At 59.7% G+C, this 19415-nt stretch carries 16 protein-coding genes and 1 pseudogene; 11 read left to right on the top strand and 6 right to left on the bottom strand.

The window, feature by feature from the left end; all coding sequences use genetic code 11:
• Positions 1 to 99: 99 nt before the first annotated feature.
• Positions 100 to 2145, bottom strand: a complete 2046-nt coding sequence (locus MHZ89_RS15790; RefSeq protein WP_311783810.1) for a bifunctional diguanylate cyclase/phosphodiesterase — start codon at positions 2143 to 2145, stop codon at positions 100 to 102.
• Between the two features lie 535 nt (positions 2146 to 2680).
• Here MHZ89_RS15790 and MHZ89_RS15785 point away from each other — a divergent pair.
• Genes MHZ89_RS15785 through MHZ89_RS15765 form a run of 5 tightly spaced genes read left to right on the top strand, consistent with a single transcriptional unit; the run spans position 2681 to position 7924 of the window.
• Entirely contained in the window at positions 2681 to 3250 is a 570-nt protein-coding gene (locus tag MHZ89_RS15785) for a spore coat protein U domain-containing protein (protein WP_120454733.1), read from the top strand.
• A 49-nt stretch (positions 3251 to 3299) separates the two neighbouring features.
• Positions 3300 to 3788, top strand: a complete 489-nt coding sequence (locus MHZ89_RS15780; RefSeq protein WP_240629459.1) for a spore coat U domain-containing protein — start codon at positions 3300 to 3302, stop codon at positions 3786 to 3788.
• 21 nt (positions 3789 to 3809) lie between these two features.
• Positions 3810 to 4502 (top strand): molecular chaperone, encoded by a 693-nt coding sequence (locus tag MHZ89_RS15775; RefSeq protein ID WP_311783809.1) that lies wholly within the window; start codon positions 3810 to 3812, stop codon positions 4500 to 4502.
• A complete protein-coding gene (locus tag MHZ89_RS15770; protein WP_311783808.1) occupies positions 4503 to 6953 on the top strand; it encodes a fimbria/pilus outer membrane usher protein in 2451 nt (816 codons plus the stop codon).
• Complete coding sequence (locus MHZ89_RS15765) at positions 6950 to 7924, top strand: spore coat U domain-containing protein (protein ID WP_311783807.1); 975 nt, start codon at positions 6950 to 6952, stop codon at positions 7922 to 7924. Before MHZ89_RS15770 ends, MHZ89_RS15765 begins: the two co-directional genes overlap by 4 nt.
• Here the strand turns inward: MHZ89_RS15765 and MHZ89_RS15760 are convergent.
• The 3 genes from MHZ89_RS15760 to exbB form a co-directional block, all read right to left on the bottom strand.
• Positions 7921 to 9243, bottom strand: coding sequence for an MFS transporter (locus MHZ89_RS15760; RefSeq protein ID WP_311783806.1), 1323 nt, complete (start codon positions 9241 to 9243; stop codon positions 7921 to 7923). The genes MHZ89_RS15765 and MHZ89_RS15760 overlap by 4 nt on opposite strands.
• Positions 9244 to 9489: 246 nt before the next feature.
• Complete coding sequence (gene exbD, locus MHZ89_RS15755; protein WP_311783805.1) at positions 9490 to 9912, bottom strand: TonB system transport protein ExbD; 423 nt, start codon at positions 9910 to 9912, stop codon at positions 9490 to 9492.
• 3 nt (positions 9913 to 9915) lie between these two features.
• On the bottom strand, positions 9916 to 10641 hold the full coding sequence (gene exbB, locus MHZ89_RS15750) for a tol-pal system-associated acyl-CoA thioesterase (protein WP_311783960.1): 726 nt from the start codon (positions 10639 to 10641) through the stop codon (positions 9916 to 9918).
• A gap of 349 nt (positions 10642 to 10990) precedes the next feature.
• Here exbB and MHZ89_RS15745 point away from each other — a divergent pair, with 349 nt between their 5' ends.
• The 5 genes from MHZ89_RS15745 to MHZ89_RS15725 all read left to right on the top strand — a co-directional run bounded on the left by MHZ89_RS15745 (position 10991) and on the right by MHZ89_RS15725 (position 15939).
• On the top strand, positions 10991 to 11968 hold the full coding sequence (locus MHZ89_RS15745) for a TRAP transporter substrate-binding protein (protein WP_311783804.1): 978 nt from the start codon (positions 10991 to 10993) through the stop codon (positions 11966 to 11968).
• Between the two features lie 46 nt (positions 11969 to 12014).
• Positions 12015 to 12521 carry a TRAP transporter small permease gene (locus tag MHZ89_RS15740; RefSeq protein WP_311783803.1) on the top strand — a complete coding sequence of 169 codons (507 nt, stop codon included), beginning with the start codon at positions 12015 to 12017 and terminating at the stop codon, positions 12519 to 12521.
• A 9-nt stretch (positions 12522 to 12530) separates the two neighbouring features.
• The gene (locus MHZ89_RS15735; protein WP_311783802.1) at positions 12531 to 13823 is read left to right on the top strand and encodes a TRAP transporter large permease; all 1293 of its coding nucleotides are present in this window, start codon (positions 12531 to 12533) and stop codon (positions 13821 to 13823) included.
• Between the two features lie 157 nt (positions 13824 to 13980).
• On the top strand, positions 13981 to 15171 hold the full coding sequence (metC, locus tag MHZ89_RS15730) for a cystathionine beta-lyase (protein WP_311783801.1): 1191 nt from the start codon (positions 13981 to 13983) through the stop codon (positions 15169 to 15171).
• A gap of 105 nt (positions 15172 to 15276) precedes the next feature.
• Positions 15277 to 15939 (top strand): DedA family protein, encoded by a 663-nt coding sequence (locus MHZ89_RS15725; protein WP_311783800.1) that lies wholly within the window; start codon positions 15277 to 15279, stop codon positions 15937 to 15939.
• A gap of 10 nt (positions 15940 to 15949) precedes the next feature.
• Here the strand turns inward: MHZ89_RS15725 and MHZ89_RS15720 are convergent.
• Positions 15950 to 16858, bottom strand: a pseudogene (locus tag MHZ89_RS15720) (AraC family transcriptional regulator N-terminal domain-containing protein).
• Positions 16859 to 17052: 194 nt separating this feature from the next.
• Between MHZ89_RS15720 and dkgA the strand changes: the two are divergent.
• Positions 17053 to 17880: a 2,5-didehydrogluconate reductase DkgA gene (dkgA, locus tag MHZ89_RS15715; RefSeq protein ID WP_311783799.1), complete on the top strand. Its 828-nt coding sequence runs from the start codon at positions 17053 to 17055 to the stop codon at positions 17878 to 17880.
• Between the two features lie 50 nt (positions 17881 to 17930).
• On the opposite strand, the gene ftsP is transcribed toward dkgA, so the two are convergent.
• Positions 17931 to 19361 carry a cell division protein FtsP gene (ftsP, locus tag MHZ89_RS15710; protein WP_311783798.1) on the bottom strand — a complete coding sequence of 477 codons (1431 nt, stop codon included), beginning with the start codon at positions 19359 to 19361 and terminating at the stop codon, positions 17931 to 17933.
• Between the last annotated feature and the right edge of the window lie 54 nt (positions 19362 to 19415).

Raw genomic sequence — 19415 nt, 5'->3', positions numbered from 1 at the left:
CGAGGATGAATTATTTGCTCAGGTTATCGGCAAAAGGCAAAGGGTAATTAGCCCACGTCGATGAAAGCTTCCGATGCCTGTGAGCGTTAAAATCTATCGTCAAACGGCGGCGAAGTCGGCAATGCGATCGGCGGGCGTCGGTTTACCCAGCAAATAGCCCTGCAGCGCGTCAAAGCCGAGCCGGGTCAGCAGCGTCTGCTGCTCTTCGGTTTCGACCCCTTCCGCCACCATTTGCAGGTTGAGCGTCTGCGCCAGCGCCAGCATTGCGCTTACCACGGTGGCGTCCTGGCTGTCGGCGCGCAGGCTGTTGATAAAGCTGCGGTCAATCTTCAGCTCGCTGGCGTCCAGGTTTTTCAGATGCAGCAGGTTAGCGTAGCCGATACCGAACTTATCGATCGCCACCCTGACCTGAATTTTTTGCAGCTCGCTGATGCGCTGCTGGCTGAATTGCGGATCGCGCATGGCGATACTCTCTGTGATCTCCAGCGTCAGCGACCCGCCCGGCAGCTGATGGCGCAGCAGCGCCTGACGCACCGTCTCCAGCAGATCGCGCTGGTGAAACTGCAGCGCCGACAGGTTAACGGAAACCGTCCAGCGCGTATGCCCGTCGCTGTGCCACTGTTTAAGCTGGCGGCAGGCTTCGTTGATCACCCAGTTGCCAAGCGCGACGATCTGCCCGGTTTTCTCCGCGCGCGGCAGAAAAATATCGGGCATCAGCAGGCCGCGCGTCGGATGCTGCCAGCGCAGCAGGGCTTCAAAGCCGATCAGCTCGCTGCTGCTGGAGCGAAACTTCGGCTGATAGAACAGCCGCATCTCCTGACGCTCCAGCGCCAGCCACAGATCGTTGGCCAGCGCCAGCTGATGCTGCGCGCTGGCGCTCATCGCCGGTTCAAACAGACAGTAGCCGTTACGCCCGCTGTGTTTGGTGTGGTACATCGCCGAGTCGGCGTTGAACATCAGCTCCTGCTTGCTGCGCCCATGCTGCGGATAAAGGGCGATGCCCACGCTGAGCGAGACGCGCAGCAGATAGCGATCCAGCTCAAACGACGCATCAATCGCCCTGACCAGCCGCTGCGCCAGCGCCACGGCGTGACGAATGTCGTTGCCCTGGCTCAGCAGCACGAACTCATCGCCGCCGAGCCGCGCCAGCAGCATCCCGTCTTCGCTGAGCTGGCTGCGCAGGCGCTCGGCGACGGCAATCAGCAATCGATCGCCGACGTAGTGACCCCAGGTGTCGTTGACCGCCTTAAAGCCGTCGAGATCCATATACATCAGGGTAAATCCGCTATCGCCGCCCGTCGCCTGGCCAAGCGCCGCTTCCAGCCGCTGTTCCAGCATCACGCGATTGGGCAGCGCGGTGAGATTGTCGTGCATCGCCAGCTGATGCAGCTCCTGATTCGCCTGCTTCAGGCGCTGCGCCAGACGCGCGGCGCGCAGCTGGGCGTCCAGCATAGAGGCGAGCAGCGTAAAGCCGAGGATAGAGAGCGTCACCAGCGCGACCCATACCGCCAGCCCCTGCCCGCTGACGCCCTGCGCCAGCATCATACTGTGGCTATCGAACTGCGCCGCCGCCATGCCGGTGTAGTGCATACCGGCGATGGCAACGCCCATTACCAGCGCGCCGAGCGCGCGCATCGTCAGCAGATTTTTTTCGCCCTGACGCAGATGAAAAGCCAGCCAGAGCGCGGCGGCGGAGGCGCAGTAAGCGATAGCGACGGAGAGCACAACCAGCGAAAGACGCCAGTGCGGCGCAGGGGTGATAAGCAGCGCAAGCATCCCGGTATAGTGCATCGCCACCACGCCGCTGCCGAGCATGGCGCTGCCGATCAGCCAGCGGCGACGGCTAAACTGCCCGCCCTGCGTCTGCGCGAACGCCAGCATACAGGCGACGCAGGCCGCCAGCAGGGAGAACACCGTCAGGCCGGTGTCGTAGCGCATCGGCATCATCATCGCCAGCATGCCGATAAAGTGCATTGCCCAGATGCCGATGCCCATCGCCATGCCGCCGGCCATCAGCCACACGCGCGCCATCCAGCCGTGGGACACCGCGACGCGCCCTGCCGTATCCAGCGCGGTAAACGCGGCAATAAAAGCGACGATCAGCGATACGCCAACCAGAACGCTATCCCAGGTGACCAGCAGCATGTGCAACTCCTCACAACCCGCCCATAAGCAGGCGCTGTGTTGTAATCAACAAAGATTTCAAAAAACAGACGGATAAATAGCGGTCAGCCGTGCAGTTTTATTATTTTCAGGGCCGTATAACGCTGTACCGGTCAGGTCGACATGCGATTAAGGTTTTTCCTGGCATAGCCTGTTAAAGCGTAACTGGTTCTGATTAATGTATGAACATATCACTGTTAGCGAAGCGACGGTAGAGGGCAAAATGTTCCCCGCTTTGCTTTTTTTAGGGGTCGCCCAACGCCTTGGTATTACAGGTTTATCGACCGGATAAATTAATTGATTAATGAAAATTTGCGGTATCGCTTCACCGGAGCTTGTGCAGTGTTCTATATTAAGTAAAATTTATAAAAAACACTTAGCTTAAAGCTAAGATTTTCCTCAGGATGAGGCGCGATTTCTGGCCTGGCCGGGGCCGCCATCGCCAGATCTTGCTTGTTTTACTAATTAATCACCGGGCGAAAAAGCACTGACTCTACATAATCGGTAAGGATTAATTATGAAATTCAAGCTTTTTCTGTTTGCCGCTGCGGGCCTGACCTCGGCATTATCCTCTGTTACTTTTGCCGCCACCACGACAGGGACCATTAACGCTACCCTGACGCTGACCACGGGCTGCCTGGTGAACGGCCAGTCCGCCACCAGCGGCGTTAACTTCGGTACCCTGAACTTCGGCAGCAGCGCGGCGACCTTCGATACCCTGAACGCCACGCTGGTCGGCGCGGCCGGCAACGGTATTTACGTGCGCTGCACCACCGGCCAGACCTACAACGTGCAGGTGACCAGCAGCAACGCCGCGCCCGCTACTGTCTTCGGGACGGTTTCCGGCCAGCCGCGCTACCTGATCCTCGGCTCCAACAATACGCAAGGGATCGCCTACACGCTCTACAGCGACGCGGCCTTTACCACCGCTATTGCCAACAACACCAATATCCCCGCCACTGATACCACCGATCCTACGCTTGGCACCAACTACGCCATCTACGGTCGCGTCGTGGGCGGCGGCTTCAACCCGCTTATTCCGGCAGGTACCTATACCGATACCATTAACGTCGCCGTGAACTACTGATCGCGCTTTCAGGAGCATTCGGGTGGCTGCGACGCGCGCTTTGCGCAGGCTGATCTGCACGCTGCCCCTGCTGACAGGAAGTCTTAGCGCCTGGAGCCTGCCTACCAGCACGTTTCAAGTCTCTGCTTCCATTGTGGCGGGCTGCGTCGTCTCCGGTACGAATACCGGCGTTTTCGGCACGCTTGATTTCGGCTCGCAGTCAGGCGTCGCCAGCAGCAGCGTCAGCGCCAGCTTCGTGCAGAGCACTGCCATTACGCTCGCCTGTACCCCCGGCACGACGCTGAGCATGAGCATTAACGGCGGCAGCAACTACACCACGACGCGCAACCTGAAACACACCAGCAATACCAATACCGTGGCCTATGCCCTCTATACCAACGCCAGCCATACCACCGCCATTCCGGTAAACAGCGCCGTCGCGCTGAGCTACAGCAACGCCAGCAACATTACGTTGCCGATTTATGGCCTGCTGCGGCTGCCCGGCCCGACGCGCGCTGGCGTCTATACCGACACGCTGACCGTGACGCTGAGCTGGTAGCCGCATGCTTAAAGGAGAAAGATGATGATGCGCGCCCTGTTGTTCCTTGTTTCCCTGCTGGCGACCAGCGCCCAGGCAGCGAATTCGCTGATGATTTGGCCTATCGATCCCAGCATCAACCCGGATGAAAAAGCCAGCGAGCTGTGGCTGGAGAATCGCGGCAACACCACCACGCTGATGCAGATACGCATCTTTAGCTGGCAGCAGGTCGGCGGCAAAGAGCAGTACGCCACGCAGCAGAGCGTCGTTGCCAGCCCGCCGCTGGTGCGCATTGAGCCTGGGCAAAAGCAGCTGGTGCGCCTGATTAAACAGACGCCGCCTGGCGCGGGCCAGGAGCTGGCGTACCGCGTAGTGCTCGACGAGATCCCGACGCCGCGCACGCCGGGCGAAAACCAGGCGGGCCTTAATTTTCAGATGCGCTACTCGGTACCGCTGTTTGTGTATGGCGACGGGCTGACGCGCGACGCGGCGAAGCCGGTGCTGAGCTGGCGGCAGGTCAGCGAGGGCGGAAAGTCCTGGCTGCTGCTCACCAACCGGGGCAGCGGCCACGCGCGCCTTAGCAACGTCACCCTCGGCGGACGCAAACTGGGCGACGGCCTGTTCGGCTACGTGCTGGCGCACAGCGAAAACCGCTGGCCGCTGAAAAATGCCGTCAGCGGCCAGCTGACGGCGGATACCAATGCCGGTGAATGGCGCAGCGCGTCCAGCCGCTAAATGCAGAGGACTCTTCACCCCTGCGCGCTGGCGGTGGTTAGCGTCTGCGCCTGCCTGACGCCTGCCGCCGCGCTGGCAGAGACTTTTTCGTCTCTGCCGCCGCCGCCGTCGCTGGAGAGCAGCGGCGAACAGCAGCGCTATATGCTGGAACTGGTGGTCAATCAGCGCGAAAACGGCGCTATCGTGCCGGTAGAGCGACGCGAGGGCCGCTTGCTGGTGCGCGCGGGCGATTTGCAGCGCGCCGGCATCCCGGCCGAAAAGCTGCCGGACCCGCAGCTGGTCGACGTCAGCCGCTGGAATGAGGTAAAAGCGGACTACGACGATCGGCGTCAGCGCCTGCTGTTAACGGTGCCGCCCGCGTGGCTGCCGGGCCAGGTGATCGGCGAAGCGCAAAACGGGCCGCGCTACCCTGGCCGCACCTCCACCGGGGCGCTGTTTAATTACGACCTCTACGCCACGCGCACCACCAAAGCTGGCACGCGACTGTCAGCCTGGAACGAACTGCGCCTCTTCGGTTCCGCAGGCCAGTTTTCCAGCAACGGCGTCTGGCAGCAGCAGATGGAAGGCCGCGCTCCCGCGCAGGAGGACGGCTATATCCGCTACGACACCTGGTGGAGCAACGAGGATGAGAACAATGTGATTAGCTGGCGCGTCGGCGATCTCACTACCGATGCGCTGAGCTGGAGCAACAGCGTGCGTCTCGGCGGGATACAGGTCGGCCGCGATTTTAGCGTGCGGCCCGATCTCGTAACCTATCCGCTGCCGGCGTTTTCCGGCCAGGCGGCGGTGCCCTCTACCGTCGATCTCTTTATCAACGGCTATCAGTCCAGCCAGGCGAACGTACAGCCTGGCCCCTGGTCGCTGACCAACGTGCCCTTTGTCAACGGCGCAGGCGATGCGGTTATTACCACCACCGACGCAGTGGGACGCCGGGTAACGACGACGCTGCCGTTCTATGTTTCCAGCTCGCTGCTGAAAGCGGGCCTGAGCGACTACTCTTTTTCCGCCGGCGCGTTCCGCAACAACTACGGCATTAAGAACGTCGATTACGGAAATGCGGCGGCCAGCGGCTCGCTGCGCTACGGCGCGACCGACTGGCTGACGCTGGAAACCCATGCTGAAGGCGGCGACGCTCTGGCGATGGGCGGCGCGGGCGCGATGTTTCGCATCGGCAGCCTGGGCGTGCTGAACGGCGCGCTGGCGCAGAGCCAGATGAACGGCGCGGCCGGAACACAGTACAGCTGGGGCTACCAGTACAACAACAGCTGGTTCAGCATCGGCACGCAGCATACGTTGCGCAGTCGCGAATTCGGCAATCTGGCGCTGCTCAGCAGCCGTACCGGCAACGGCAACACCAGCAATACTACTTACAGCCTGGCGCGTCGCAGCGCCCAGTACAACGCCAGCGTGTCGCTGAGCCAGTACGGCAGCCTCGGCGCGGCCTATATCGATATCAGCGGCGGTGACGGCCAGCACACGCGGCTGCTCAACCTTTCGTGGAGCAAAACGCTGTGGGGCAACGCCAGCCTCTATCTCTCCGCCAGTCGTGACCAGCAGCAGGGCGCCTGGAGCGGCGCGATGTCGCTGGTGATCCCGTTCGGCGAACACGGCAGCGCCTCGGTCAGCATGGAGCGCGACCAGCAGGGCGAAAACAATCAGCGCCTCTACCTGTCGCGCTCAATGCCAAGCGACGGCGGCTTCGCCTGGGACGCCTCCTGGGCCAATCAGGGCGGCGACAGCGGCGACTATCGCCAGGCGAGCCTGCGCTGGCGTAATAATAAAATCGACACCTCCGCAGGCTTCTATGGCGACGACGGCTACAGCACCCAGTGGGCGGATCTCACCGGCTCGCTGGTGGTGATGGACAGCCAGGTATTTGCCGCCAACGGTATCAACGACGCCTTTGTGGTGGTGAAAACCAGCTATCCCGACGTCAATGTGCGCTATGAAAATCAGTCGATGGGGCGTACTGACCGCAACGGCTACCTGCTGGTGCCTTCGGTCAGCAGCTATTATCCGGCGAAGTACGATATCGATACGCTCGATCTACCCGCCGATATGACGACGCCGAAGGTCGAACAGCGTTTCGCGGTAAAACGACAGAGCGGCTACCTGCTGCATTTTCCGGTAGAGAAGCTGCGCTCCGCCAGCGTGATCCTGCAAGATGCGGACGGCCAGCCGCTGCCGGTCTCCAGCCAGGTGCTGCGCGAGGGACAGGCGACCGAGTATGTCGGCTGGGACGGTATCGCCTGGCTGGAAAATCTGCGCGCCAGCAATCCGCTTCGCGTCGCCACGCCGGACGGCCGCACCTGTAGCGCCGAGCTGACTATCGCCAGCGGCCAGCCGCAGGCGCTGAAAACCTATGGCCCGATCACCTGCCCGCTGCCGCTGCGACCGGCGGGCGCGCCGACTCCCAGCCCCGATAACGCCACCTCAGGGATTACCCCATGAAAAAAATGCTGCTGCTGACGCTGCTGATGCTTTTCCCGATACTGTCGCGCGCCGCCTGTACTCTGCCCAGCTCGACCGCCAGCTTTGGCTCGGTCTCCACCTTCGTGGTGAACAGTACGGCAGAGGCGACCTCAACCAACGCCAACGTTAACTGCGGAGCCGGCTCGTCGCTTTCTCTGCTGGGCAATAACCAGATCACCTTTCAGCTTACCGGCGCCACCAACGTCAGCGGCACGCGCGGCACCCTTAAGCGCAGCGGCGATACCGGTACGGATAATATTCCCGTCCAGCTCTGCGTCGACAGCACCTGCGCAACTGAGCTGACTATCGGCGGTGCTGCCCATGTTTTCAGCCAGTCGGTGCTGGCGAATCTCGCCGGGCTGCTGGGCAGCCTTAACTTCGCTATTCCAGTCTATCTGCGTACCGTACCGGGTCAGACAGTCGCCGCCGGCACCTATACCGTTACGCTTAACGTGGCAGTAACCTATAACGTCTGCACCAGCATCGGCGTCGGCAATATCTGCCTGTCGCCGCAGAGCGGCAGCGGCGTGATCCCTATTACCGTCACCATGGTCGTCACCAATGACTGCACCACCATTACCGCGCCCAACATCAGCTTTGGCAGCGCGCCGCTGGTCGGCAGTTTTTCCGCCGTCTCGCAGACGATTAACGTGGTATGCAGCAAAGGCAGCACCTACACGGTGGGATTAAGCAACGGCAGCTACGTCAACGGTACGCAGCGCCAGATGGCGAGCGGCGCTAACCGTTTGAGCTATGAGATTTACAAGGGGACCAGCAGCAACCGCTGGGGGCCGAGCGGCACCGAGCGCTACAGCAGCGCCAGCGCCACCAGCGTCAGTACGGATGGACTGACGCGCGGCTATAACTACACCGCGCGCATACTTACCACGCAGACCACGCCGCCCGCAGGAAACTACACGGACAGCGTGGTGGTGGATGTGTCGTTTTAGATTGAGGCGCCAGCGGCAGTAGTGGTGCTGCGGCGCGCGCGATACTGTTTGACCATGCGGCCAATCAGCAGCGTGCCGATCAGACCGCAAACGGCGGCGAAAGTGAGCCATACGCCGGGCATCGCTTTATCGCCGGTGGCGTGGATCAGATAGCTGGAGATAGCGGGCGTAAAGCCGCCGAACAGCGCGGTCGCCAGGCTATAGGCGAGCGAGAAGCCGGAGGCACGCACTTCAGCAGGCATAATCTCCGCCAGATAGACCACCATCGCACCGTTGTAGCTGGCGTAGAGGAACGAGAGCCACAGCTCAGCTTCCATCAGATGGGCAAAGGTCGGCGATCCCACCAGCCAGTGCAGCACCGGCCAGGTAGTGACGATCATCAGCAGCGTAAAGGCAATCAACAGCGGGCGGCGGCCGATACGGTCCGACAGCGCGCCCATTACCGGCAGCCAGAACAGATTAGAGATGCCGACGCACAGCGTAACCAGAAAGCTCTCTTTGTCGCTCATCATCAGTACGGTTTTGCCGAAGGTAGGCGTAAAGGCGGTAATCATATAGAACATCACGGTGGTGGTGACCACCATCAGCATTCCTGCCAGCACCAGCGCCCAGTTGCTCGCCAGCGAGCGCATAATCTCCCGCATGCTGGGATGATGCTTGCGCTGGCTAAAGGCTTCGGTCTCTTCCAGCATACGGCGGATCCAGAACAGAAACGGCACGATCATACAGCCGATAAAGAAAGGAATACGCCAGCCCCAGTCCGTCACCGCCTCTTTTGCCAGCAGGTGGTTAAGCAGCAGGCCGAGCAGCGCGGCGAAAATCACCGCAATCTGCTGACTGCCTGACTGCCAGCTAACGAAAAAGCCCTTACGCCCTTTCGGCGCGACCTCCGCCAGATAGACAGAGACGCCGCCCAGCTCTACCCCGGCAGAGAATCCCTGTAGCAGACGGCCAAGCAGGATGAGGATCGGCGCGGCGGCACCCAGCGTAGCGTAGCCCGGCACCACTGCGATGGTGAGCGTGCCTATCGCCATCAGCCCCAGCGTCAACAGCAGCCCTTTACGCCGCCCGTGATGGTCGATATAGGCGCCAAGTACGATGGCGCCCAGCGGCCGCATTAAGAAGCCAGCGCCGAAGGTCATCAGGGTTAACATCAGGGAGGCGAATGGATCGTCGCCGGGGAAGAAGGTTTTCGATATGGCGGTGGCGTAGTAGCCAAACACCATAAAGTCATACATTTCAAGGAAGTTACCGCTGGTAACGTTAAAGATGGTTCGGGCGCTGCCCTGAGGCTTTTGTAAAGGCGAAGTGTGGCTCATAGTGGCTTCCTGCGTTTTTTTCCCCTTTTAGCCTGCCTGAGCCGGGAATAATGTGACCAGCCTCACCATTGCACTTTACAATCATGAAACCAAAAGTAACAAATAATTAACCTCGCAATTATGCAGCATAATTCACCATTAAACGTCGCGGTATCCCTTTCTCCTCACTGCCGGGCTGGCCCTCGCGGCTTCAAACAAAAAGGGCAGCCGTCTGGCTGCCCTTTTCATTTTTAGATGCGTGCCCGCTTATTTCGCGGCGGTTTCCATGCCCATCAGGCCAATCTTGAGATACCCCGCGGCGCGCAGCTTATCCATCACGCTCATCAGGGTTTCATAATCCACTGACTTGTCAGCCTGGAAGAAGATGGTGGTCTCTTTATTGCCTTCAGTCTGGCTGTTCAGCGCGTTGACCAGCGTTTCCGGCGTGACCTGATCGTTGCCGATAAAGAGCTGCTTATCGGCCTTGATCGACAGGTAGACCGGCTTCTCCGGCCGCGGCTGCGGCGCGCTGGTCGAGGCGGGCAAATTAACGCGAACATCCACGGTCGCCAGCGGCGCGGCCACCATAAAGATGATCAGCAGAACCAGCATAACGTCGATAAACGGCGTTACGTTGATTTCATGCATTTCGCCATCGCTTTCCAGGTCGTCGTTTAATCGCATCGCCATGACTTAACCTACGCGTAATTTCTGAGCGGTCGGACGGGCGTCAGCGCTTTTCGCGTTAAGGTTGCCCAGGTCGATATCACGGCTCTGCAACAGCAGGATCTGCGCAGCCACGTCGCCCAGCGACGCTTTATAGCCCGCAATCATGCGTGCAAAGACGTTGTAGATCACCACCGCAGGGATCGCCGCGACCAGACCGATGGCGGTCGCCAGCAGCGCTTCGGCAATGCCGGGAGCGACGACCGCCAGGTTGGTGGTCTGCGTCTGCGCGATGCCGATAAAGCTGTTCATAATGCCCCACACCGTACCGAACAGGCCGATAAAGGGTGCGACGGAACCGATAGTGGCGAGGAAGCCGTTACCGCGTCCGGCGTGGCGGCTGAAGGCGGCGACGCGGCGCTCAAGGCGGAAGCTGGTGCGCTCTTTGATACCGTCGGTATCCTCAGCGCCCGCAGAGAGTTCAATCTCGTTTTGCGCGTCATTAAGCAGGACGGCGCTGTGGCTGTGGCTTTTGAACTGCGCGGCGACACGGGCGGCGTCGCCTAAGTTACGGGCTTCGCCCAGCGCCAGCTGCTCGCTTTTTAATCGGCGTTTTGCCGCGCTAAGCTCGGCATACTTTCCAAAAAAAATCGCCCAGGTCACGACCGACGCCAGCAACAGGCCGATCATTACCACTTTTACCACGATATCAGCATGTTGATACATGCCCCAAACAGAGAGATCCGTTTGCATCAAGTCACTGGCTACCACGCTGCGTCTCCAACTTCATATGCAGGAATAATGGATAAGCGCGAATAATAGCAAAAAACGAGCGAATTGATAGTAGTTCTCATTACTATTTACAAATCTCAGCCCGGTTTTACCCGATCGTTACTGCTTTTTTATGACGCTTTTCAGGCCAATTTCAGAAATGTGATTTCCTGTATAATTTTATTAAAACATCGTTTCAAAATGTGAGCTTGTTCATTCAATTCACATTGCCGCATTTTCAGACAGCTCTTTTTGCCTATTCTGGCAACACGCGGGCCGCCTCCTCTGCCGCGCAATACCTGTGCCCTCCTCTACCTGCCTGGAGAAAATAATGAGAATGAATAAATGGATCCTTGCCGCTTCCGTCTCCGCTGCGCTTGCTCTGAGCGCGACGTCGGCGTCGGCGAAGGTATTAAAAGTGGCGGAGGTTCAGCCCGCCGGCTACCCCACCGTCGTGGCGCTGCAGCATATGGGCGACAAGCTAAAACAGGCCACCAGCGGACGCCTGGAGATGAAAGTCTATGCGGGCGGGGTGCTGGGCGATGAAGATCAAACGCTGCAGCAGGTGCAGCTCGGCGCGATCGATATGATCCGCGTCTCGCTGGCGCCGGTCACCACCATCGCGCCCGAAACCAGCGTGCTGACGCTGCCCTACGTCTTTCGCGACGTCGAGCATATGCATAAGGTGCTGGACGGCGAGGTCGGCAAACAGATCGTCGACAAGTTCGACGCCGATGCCAACGCGCGTATGGTGTTCCTCGGCTGGACCGACGCGGGCGAGCGCAACATGATCACCAAAAAGCCGCTCAGCAAACCAGAGGATCTCAAAGGGATGAAGATCCGCGTGCAGAACAGCGCCATTTCGCTGGCGACGCTGAAGGCGATGGGTGCGAACCCGGTGGCGATGGGGGTCAGCGAAGTATTTAGCGCCATGCAGACCGGCGTAGTGGACGGTACGGAGAACAATCCGCCCACCTTCGTCGCGCATAACTACCTGCCGGTAGCGAAGTTCTACACCCTGACCGGCCACTTTATCCAGCCGGAGATGATCCTCTTCTCAAAAACCTCATGGGCGCGCCTGTCGCCGGAGGATCAGACGCTGCTGAAGAAGCTCGGCAAAGAGGCGCAGGATGAGGAGCGCCAGCTGTGGGCAACCTACACCCAACAGTCGATCGAGAAGATGAAAGCGGGCGGCGTCACCTTTCAGGAGACCGACCGGGACTACTTTATGAAAGCCACGCAGCCGGTTCGCGATCGGTTTGGCGGCGCATACAGCGAGCTGATGAAGCAAATAGCCGACGTTAAATAACCCCTCACCGCCGCGCATTCGACGCGGCGTTATTCAGGTAACGCATATGACCCGATACTCTCGTCTGATGGATGGGCTCTATCTGCTGTGCATGGGCATCGCCGCCGTCGCGCTGCTGGTGATGGTGACGGTGATCCCCATCGGCATTTTCGCCCGCTATGTATTAAACGGCGCGCTGGCGTGGCCCGAGCCGGTCGCCATTGTCTGCATGATTATTTTTACCTTTATCGGCGCGCCGGTGGGTTTCCGCGCCGGTACGCATATCTGCGTCTCGATGGTAACGGATCGCCTGCCGCCCGCCGCGCAGCGGCTGATGCTGCGCCTGTGCGATCTGCTGATGGTCGCGACCTGCCTGGTGATCTTTCAGGCGAGCTATAACCTCTGCCTGGCGATGTGGATCCAGCCGCTCGCCTCGCTGCCAGCGGTGACCTACGGCGAGATGTATTTGCCGATCCCCATCGGCGCGCTGTTTACCCTGTTGTTCGTGATTGAGCGGCTGCTGAACGGCGATCAAAGCCAGCGGCCAGTGGTGGTTTTAGGCGGCACCCATTAAGGAGCGACCATGGACGCATTGATGTTGATCGGCAGCCTGGTTGTGCTGCTGCTGTTGGGCTTTCCCGTCGCCTTCGCTGTGGGCCTCAGCGCCTTTATCGGCGCATGGTGGATCGATCTGCCGCTGGAGGCGGTGGTGATTCAGATCACCAACGGCGTTAATAAGTTTTCGCTGCTTACCATTCCCTTCTTTATTCTGGCGGGCGCGATTATGGCGGAAGGCGGCATTGCACGACGGCTGGTTAATTTCGCCTATATCTTTGTCGGCTTTATTCGCGGCGGGCTGTCGCTGGTGAATATTGTCGCCTCAACCTTTTTCGGTGCGATTTCCGGCTCGTCGGTAGCGGATACCGCCTCGATTGGCTCGGTGATGATTCCGCAAATGGAGCAGAAGGGGTATCCGCGCGACTTTGCCGCGGCGGTTACCGCCAGCGGCTCGGTGCAGGCGGTGCTGACGCCGCCCAGTCATAACTCGGTGATCTATTCGCTGGCGACTGGCGGCGTGGTGACCATCTCCTCGCTGTTCGTCGCCGGCATCTTTCCCGGTCTGCTGCTGGGTTTCTGCCTGATGGTGATGTGCCTCGCTTTCGCGCGCAAGCGGGGTTATCCCAAAGGGGAACACATTCCGTTTCGCCAGGCGGTGAAGATTTTCTTTGACGCCTTCTGGGGCCTCTTTACCATCGTGATCATCCTGGGCGGCATCCTTTCCGGCATCTTTACCGCGTCGGAATCGGCCGCCATCGCCTGTCTCTGGGCCTTTTTCGTCACCATGTTTATTTACCGCGACTTTAAGTGGACCCAGCTGCATATCCTGCTGTTCCGCACCATCAAGACGGTGACTATCGTGATGGTGCTGATCGCTTTTGCGGCGGGCTTCGGCGCGGTGATGACCTTTATGCAGCTGCCGACCATTATCACCGACGCCTTTACCAGCCTGTCGGATAACAAATACGTCATTCTGATGTGCATCAACCTGCTGCTGCTGGTTATCGGCACGCTGATGGATATGGCGCCGATTATCCTTATCCTGACGCCAGTGCTGCTGCCAGTGGCGACCACGCTGGGCATCGATCCGGTGCACTTCGGCATGATCATGATGACCAACCTCGGCATTGGGCTGATTACTCCGCCGGTGGGGACGGTGCTGTTTGTCGCCAGCGCGGTAAGCAAGCAGAAGATTGAACAGGTGGTAGGCGCGATGCTGCCTTTCTACGCCATGTTGTTTCTGGTGCTGATGCTGATGCTGATCACCTATATTCCCGCCCTCTCGCTGTGGCTGCCACATTTGATGGGAGTGATGTAACGCGCTGAAAGGCGCGGCGGCCCGGCCTTCTCACGCGCCGCGCTGCCGCGCCCTGTCCGCTGTCGGACAGGTTCTGAATATCAGGATTTGGGGTCAACCCTGAACGGCAATTCGTGGTAACGTGAAGGCTTTGTAGCAGGCGGCAGAGCAGACACGAATGACGACCAAAAAAATAGATACCACCTTAGTCAGCGCGGGACGCAGCAAACGTTACACTCAGGGCGCGGTCAACAGCGTAATCCAGCGCGCCTCTTCCCTGGTTTTTGACACCGTCGCCGATAAAAAACGCGCCACGGCGGGACGCGCTACCGGGGAACTCTTTTATGGCCGTCGCGGCACCCTGACTCACTTCTCGCTGCAGGAAGCGATGACCGAGCTGGAAGGCGGCGCGGGCTGCGTGCTCTACCCCTGCGGCGCGGCAGCGGTGGCGAACGCCATTCTCTCTTTTGTTGACGCAGGCGATCACGTTCTGATGTGCGGCGCGGTCTATGAGCCGACGCAGGACTTCTGCACCAAAATCCTCAGCAAACTCGGCGTTACAACTACCTTCTACGACCACACTATCGGCAGCGAAATCGGCGCGCTGGTGCGTGCGGAAACGCGCGTGGTGTTCCTGGAGTCACCCGCCTCTGTCACCATGGAAATACAGGATATTCCGGCGATTGTCGCAGCGGTGCGCGCAAAGGCGCCTGACGCGGTGATCATGATGGATAATACCTGGGCGGCGGGCTTTTTCTTTAACGCGCTGGCGCATGGCGTGGATATTTCAATTCAGGCGGGTACCAAATATCTGATTGGCCACAGCGACGCGATGATCGGTACCGCGGTGGCGAACGCGCGCTGCTGGGAACAGCTGCGCGAGAACTCCTACCTGATGGGCCAGACGGTGGACGCCGACAGCGCCTATATGGCGAGCCGCGGCCTGCGCACCCTCGCTACGCGCCTGCGTCAGCATGAGGCGAGCGCGCTGCAGGTGGCTGAGTGGCTGACGACGCGTCCGGAAGTGGCGCGCGTCAACCATCCGGCGCTGCCGCAGAGCAAAGGCCACGCCTTCTGGAAACGCGATTTCAGCGGCAGCAGCGGCCTGTTTTCGTTCGTGCTGCATGAAAAACTCAGCGACGAAAAACTGGCGCAATACCTCGATCGCTTCCACCATTTCAGCATGGCCTATTCATGGGGCGGTTACGAGTCGCTTATTCTGGCGAACCAGCCGGAAGAGCTGGCGGCAATCCGACCGGCGGGCGGCGTCGACTTTGACGGAACCCTGGTGCGTCTGCATATTGGTCTGGAACACGTTGAAGACCTGATTGATGATTTAACGGCAGGCTTTAATCGCCTGACGCAGTAATAACTTAAACATAACCTCAACCACAGAATGGCGACCGGCCGCAGATCAAATCTCTTTACCGGATTGCCGCTAAAATAGATTCCTTGTGACTCGATGGGATAGCAGATGAGTGTTTTACACGAGATTGTTCACGCGCTCTGGCATCAGGATTTTGCCGCGCTGGCCGATCCAAATGTGGTTTGGGTAGTTTATGGCGTCATGTTTCTGACGCTGTTTCTGGAAAATGGCCTGCTTCCCGCCTCTTTTTTGCCGGGTGACAGTTTGCTGCTGCTGGCGGGCGCGATGGTTGCCAAAGGGGTAATGGATTTTTTCCCGACCATGGTGATCCTGACCACCGCCGCCAGCCTCGGCTGCTGGCTCAGCTATTTACAGGGACGCTGGCTCGGCAATACGCGCCTGGTGAAAAGCTGGCTGATGCATCTGCCGGCGCAATATCATCAGCGCGCGTGGCAGCTGTTTAACCGACACGGCCTGATGGCGCTGCTGGTAGGACGCTTTCTGGCGTTCGTCCGCACCATTCTGCCTACCATGGCGGGCATCTCCGGCCTGCAGAACGGCCGGTTTCAGCTCTTTAACTGGCTCAGCGGGCTGCTGTGGGTGGCGATTGTCGTGACGTTTGGCTACGGCATCAGCCAGGTGCCCTTTATCAAACGCCATGAAGATCAGGTAATGGCGATCCTGATGGTGCTGCCGGTGGTTCTGCTGTTTGTTGGCCTGGCAGGCAGCATTGTGGTGATCTGGAAAAAACGTCGACAGAAACAGGCGTGATCGCGCTGCGTCAGGCCTGCGGCTCCGCCACTGTCTGACGCACGCGGCTCACTTCCTCGCCCGGCGTCACGCCGAAATAGCGCTTAAACTCCCGTGAAAATTGCGATGGGCTTTCGTAGCCCACGCGTACTGCCGCCGCGCTCGCTTTTAACCCGTCATGCAACATCAGCAGCCGCGCCTGATGCAGCCGGTAGCGCTTCAGATACTGCAGCGGCGAGGTTTGCGTTACCGCTTTGAAATTATGGTGAAACGCCGAGACGCTCATATTCACTTCCGCCGCCAGCGCATCGACGCTGAGGTTATCCGCATAGTGGTTTTCAATACGGCGCAGCGCGCGGGCGATCTAGCTGAACTGGGTGTGACGGCTCACCAGCGACAGCAGCGCACCGCCCGTCGGCCCGGTCAGGACGTAATAGATAATCTCGCGCACGATTTGCGGCCCCAGCACGCGCGCGTCGCGCGGATTTGCCATCACGTCCAGCAGGCGCTCCGCCGCACAGAGCATCGGTTCGGTCAGCGAGGCTGAGTGAATGCCCGAGGTCTGCGGCTGTGGCTGAAAATCTTCATCGTCGCCTATCTCAATCAGCAGATCCTGCAGGCTGGCGGTATCGACCGTCAGGCACATCCCCGCGACCGGCTCCTCCGGCGACGCCCAGGTTTCGCATTCCACCGGCAGCGGTACCGTCAGCATCAGATATTTGGTGGCGTCGTAGGTAAAAACGGTGCTGCCGAGATAACCGGTTTTGCTGCCCTGAAACAGAATAACGATACCGGGCTGATACATCACCGGCGTGCGCGGCTGATAATGATTTAGGTAAATCAGGTTAACGTTTTCCACCGGGCAAAGGCGGTTGCGTCCATGGGTCATTAGGGTCACAACCTGGTTTGCCAGGTGCTGACACAGAGCTTCGTGCGCCATGCATTTCTCTCGCAGGGTAAAGAAACCAGTCTGCCAGGCTGCTGCGAAATTCGCCACTGAAATGGAGAAACAGGCAAGACTTCCGCAGGATCAGGCAGGGCGGGAAACGGAATTGCCGACCACAATAAAAACAGGGTCAGGTTTGTTGACTAGACTTAAGCCTCACAGGTTCACTGCAACAGAAAGGAGCACTTATGGCAGATCAACCGATTATCAAACTGCACGACGGCAATATGATGCCGCAGCTGGGGCTTGGCGTGTGGCAGGCGAGCAATGAAGACGCCCACCGCGCTGTGCTTAAGGCGCTGGAGGTCGGCTACCGCTCGATCGACACCGCCGCCGCCTACAAAAACGAAGAGGCGATCGGCCGGGCGTTACAGGATACCGATGTGCCGCGCGAGGATATTTTCGTTACCACCAAGCTGTGGAACGACGATCAGCAGAATGTGCAGCAGGCGATGGAAACCAGCCTGAAAAAACTGCAGCTGGAGCAGGTTGATCTCTATCTGATGCACTGGCCGTGCCCGGAGAAAGATCACTACGTTGACGCCTGGAAAGCGATGATTGAACTGCAGCAGCAGGGGCTGACCAAAAGCATCGGCGTCTGTAACTTCCATGAAGCGCACCTGAAACGCCTGCTGGACGAGACTGGCGTTTCGCCGGTAGTGAACCAGATCGAGCTGCACCCGATGCTGCAGCAGCGCACGCTGCACGCCTGGAACGCCATGCATCAAATCCAGACCGAGTCATGGAGCCCGCTGGCGCAGGGTGGTGAAGGCGTTTTCGATCAGGACATTATTCGTCAGCTGGCGAAGAAATATGGCAAAACCCCGGCGCAGATCGTGATCCGCTGGCATCTCGACAGCGGGCTGGTAGTGATCCCGAAATCGGTAACGCCTGAGCGTATCGCCGAAAACTTCGCGGTATTTGATTTCCGCCTGGAGAAAACCGAACTGAGCGAAATCACGAAGCTGGACAGCGGCAAACGTCTGGGGCCAGATCCAGAAACCTTCAACGGCTAACCACTACGCGCGCTGTCCTGACGGGCAGCGCGCCCTTCCCTGTTACCGCTTTACGCCGTTGGCTGCACCAGCAGCTGCCCCGCGGTGCCGAGATCGGCCAGCTCCAGCGTCTGGCTGTAGTAGACAAAGGGGAAATGATCGGACGAGCTTTGCGGGAAACTCACCAGCAGCTCAACCTCGCCATCTACCCAGACGGTATCTTTCCAGCCGCGATCTTCGCCCATCGGCTGCGCGCCGTTAACGCTCTTAATCAGGAACATCGCGCCCTGAATATGTATCGCCTGCGGCCGATCGGCGCGCAGGATCCAGCGCTCAAAGGTTCCCTGCTGCACAGTGGTATCGATGCGGTTCATATCCCATCGCGCGCCGTTGATGCCCGGTATATCGTCGCCGATGCGGAATTCGCGCGTGCGCGTCGCCATGCCGTCGAGGATCTGATCCGCCAGCAGGCGCATCGGCAGGTTATCGGTCACCAGCGGCAGCAGGCCGGTCGGACGCAGCGTCAGCACCAGCGTATTGGTCAGAATGGAAGAGGGTTCGAACAGCCCGCGCAGCCGGTCCATAATGCCTGCAGCGGTGCCTGCGGTAATTGATACCTCATCGCCCTGCGACATATCCACCAGCACTTCACGACGCTCGCCCGGCGCCAGCGAAAGCTGCTGCACCGCCACCGGCGCGGGCAGAAAGCCCTGATCGCTGGCAATAACGGTAAAGGGCCGGTTATCGCTTAGCGCCATCTGATAGCGGCGCGAGTTGGAGGCGTTAAGCAGACGCAGGCGCACCCAGCCGCGCGATACCTCGACGAAGGGGTTCTGCACGCCGTTGACCAGCAGGACGTCGCCAAGAAAGCCGCCGTCATGCGGCGGATCGTAGGTAGGCGTGCCGAAGTTATCGAGACGCTTGTCCTGAATAATCAGCGGGAAGTCATCCACGCCGTAGTGACGCGGCAGCGGCAGCTGCTTGCTCACCTCATCCTCAATCAGCCACATGCCCGCCAGCCCGTTATAGATGTGCGGCGCCATGCGGTTCGGCGTGCTGGCGTGGTACCAGCAGGTAGCGGCGTTCTGGCGGATCGGCAGCACCGGCGCCCAGTCAACGCCAGCGGACATCATGCGCGGCGCGCCGCCCATTAGCGCGCCCGGCACCTGCAGGCCGCTGACGGTCATCGCCACCGGCTCGTTAAGACGGTTGCTGTAAATCAGCTTGACGTCGTCGCCGTTGTAAACGCGCACCGTCGGGCCGAGGTAGAGGCCGTTTACGCCCCATACCGGCACTTTGTTATTATCGCCGCGGAAGGACCAGTGGCTGCGCATCAGCGTCAGAAAGAGCGGCTGACCGCGGCGCGATTCGATAAGCGGAGGAACCGGCAGCGGCGTATCGCCGCCGGGCGCGGAGGCGGCGCGCGCCGCTGAAGGCAAGAGACCTGCGCTAAGCGCCGCGCCAGCAGAAAGCTGGATAAACTGTCGTCTGCTGAAAGACATAGAACGTCAAACCCTTTACGCGTGGCGCCTGCGCGCCAGTCGATTGTTATTCTT

The organism is Pantoea sp. ACRSB (assembly GCF_022346905.1).
GTDB classification, from domain to species: Bacteria; Pseudomonadota; Gammaproteobacteria; order Enterobacterales; family Enterobacteriaceae; genus Pantoea; species Pantoea piersonii.
This window is presented reverse-complemented; position numbering and strand designations above follow the sequence as displayed.

What these genes read in the sequence shown, in the direction of transcription:
- MHZ89_RS15790 (WP_311783810.1), bottom strand. Translation starts at nt 2,145, where the DNA reads ATGCTGCTGGTCACCTGGGATAGCGTTCTGGTTGGCGTATCGCTGATC.
- MHZ89_RS15785 (WP_120454733.1), top strand. Translation starts at nt 2,681, where the DNA reads ATGAAATTCAAGCTTTTTCTGTTTGCCGCTGCGGGCCTGACCTCGGCA.
- MHZ89_RS15775 (WP_311783809.1), top strand. Translation starts at nt 3,810, where the DNA reads ATGATGATGCGCGCCCTGTTGTTCCTTGTTTCCCTGCTGGCGACCAGC.
- MHZ89_RS15770 (WP_311783808.1), top strand. Translation starts at nt 4,503, where the DNA reads ATGCAGAGGACTCTTCACCCCTGCGCGCTGGCGGTGGTTAGCGTCTGC.
- MHZ89_RS15765 (WP_311783807.1), top strand. Translation starts at nt 6,950, where the DNA reads ATGAAAAAAATGCTGCTGCTGACGCTGCTGATGCTTTTCCCGATACTG.
- MHZ89_RS15760 (WP_311783806.1), bottom strand. Translation starts at nt 9,243, where the DNA reads ATGAGCCACACTTCGCCTTTACAAAAGCCTCAGGGCAGCGCCCGAACC.
- exbD (WP_311783805.1), bottom strand. Translation starts at nt 9,912, where the DNA reads ATGGCGATGCGATTAAACGACGACCTGGAAAGCGATGGCGAAATGCAT.
- exbB (WP_311783960.1), bottom strand. Translation starts at nt 10,641, where the DNA reads ATGCAAACGGATCTCTCTGTTTGGGGCATGTATCAACATGCTGATATC.
- MHZ89_RS15745 (WP_311783804.1), top strand. Translation starts at nt 10,991, where the DNA reads ATGAGAATGAATAAATGGATCCTTGCCGCTTCCGTCTCCGCTGCGCTT.
- MHZ89_RS15740 (WP_311783803.1), top strand. Translation starts at nt 12,015, where the DNA reads ATGACCCGATACTCTCGTCTGATGGATGGGCTCTATCTGCTGTGCATG.
- MHZ89_RS15735 (WP_311783802.1), top strand. Translation starts at nt 12,531, where the DNA reads ATGGACGCATTGATGTTGATCGGCAGCCTGGTTGTGCTGCTGCTGTTG.
- metC (WP_311783801.1), top strand. Translation starts at nt 13,981, where the DNA reads ATGACGACCAAAAAAATAGATACCACCTTAGTCAGCGCGGGACGCAGC.
- MHZ89_RS15725 (WP_311783800.1), top strand. Translation starts at nt 15,277, where the DNA reads ATGAGTGTTTTACACGAGATTGTTCACGCGCTCTGGCATCAGGATTTT.
- dkgA (WP_311783799.1), top strand. Translation starts at nt 17,053, where the DNA reads ATGGCAGATCAACCGATTATCAAACTGCACGACGGCAATATGATGCCG.
- ftsP (WP_311783798.1), bottom strand. Translation starts at nt 19,361, where the DNA reads ATGTCTTTCAGCAGACGACAGTTTATCCAGCTTTCTGCTGGCGCGGCG.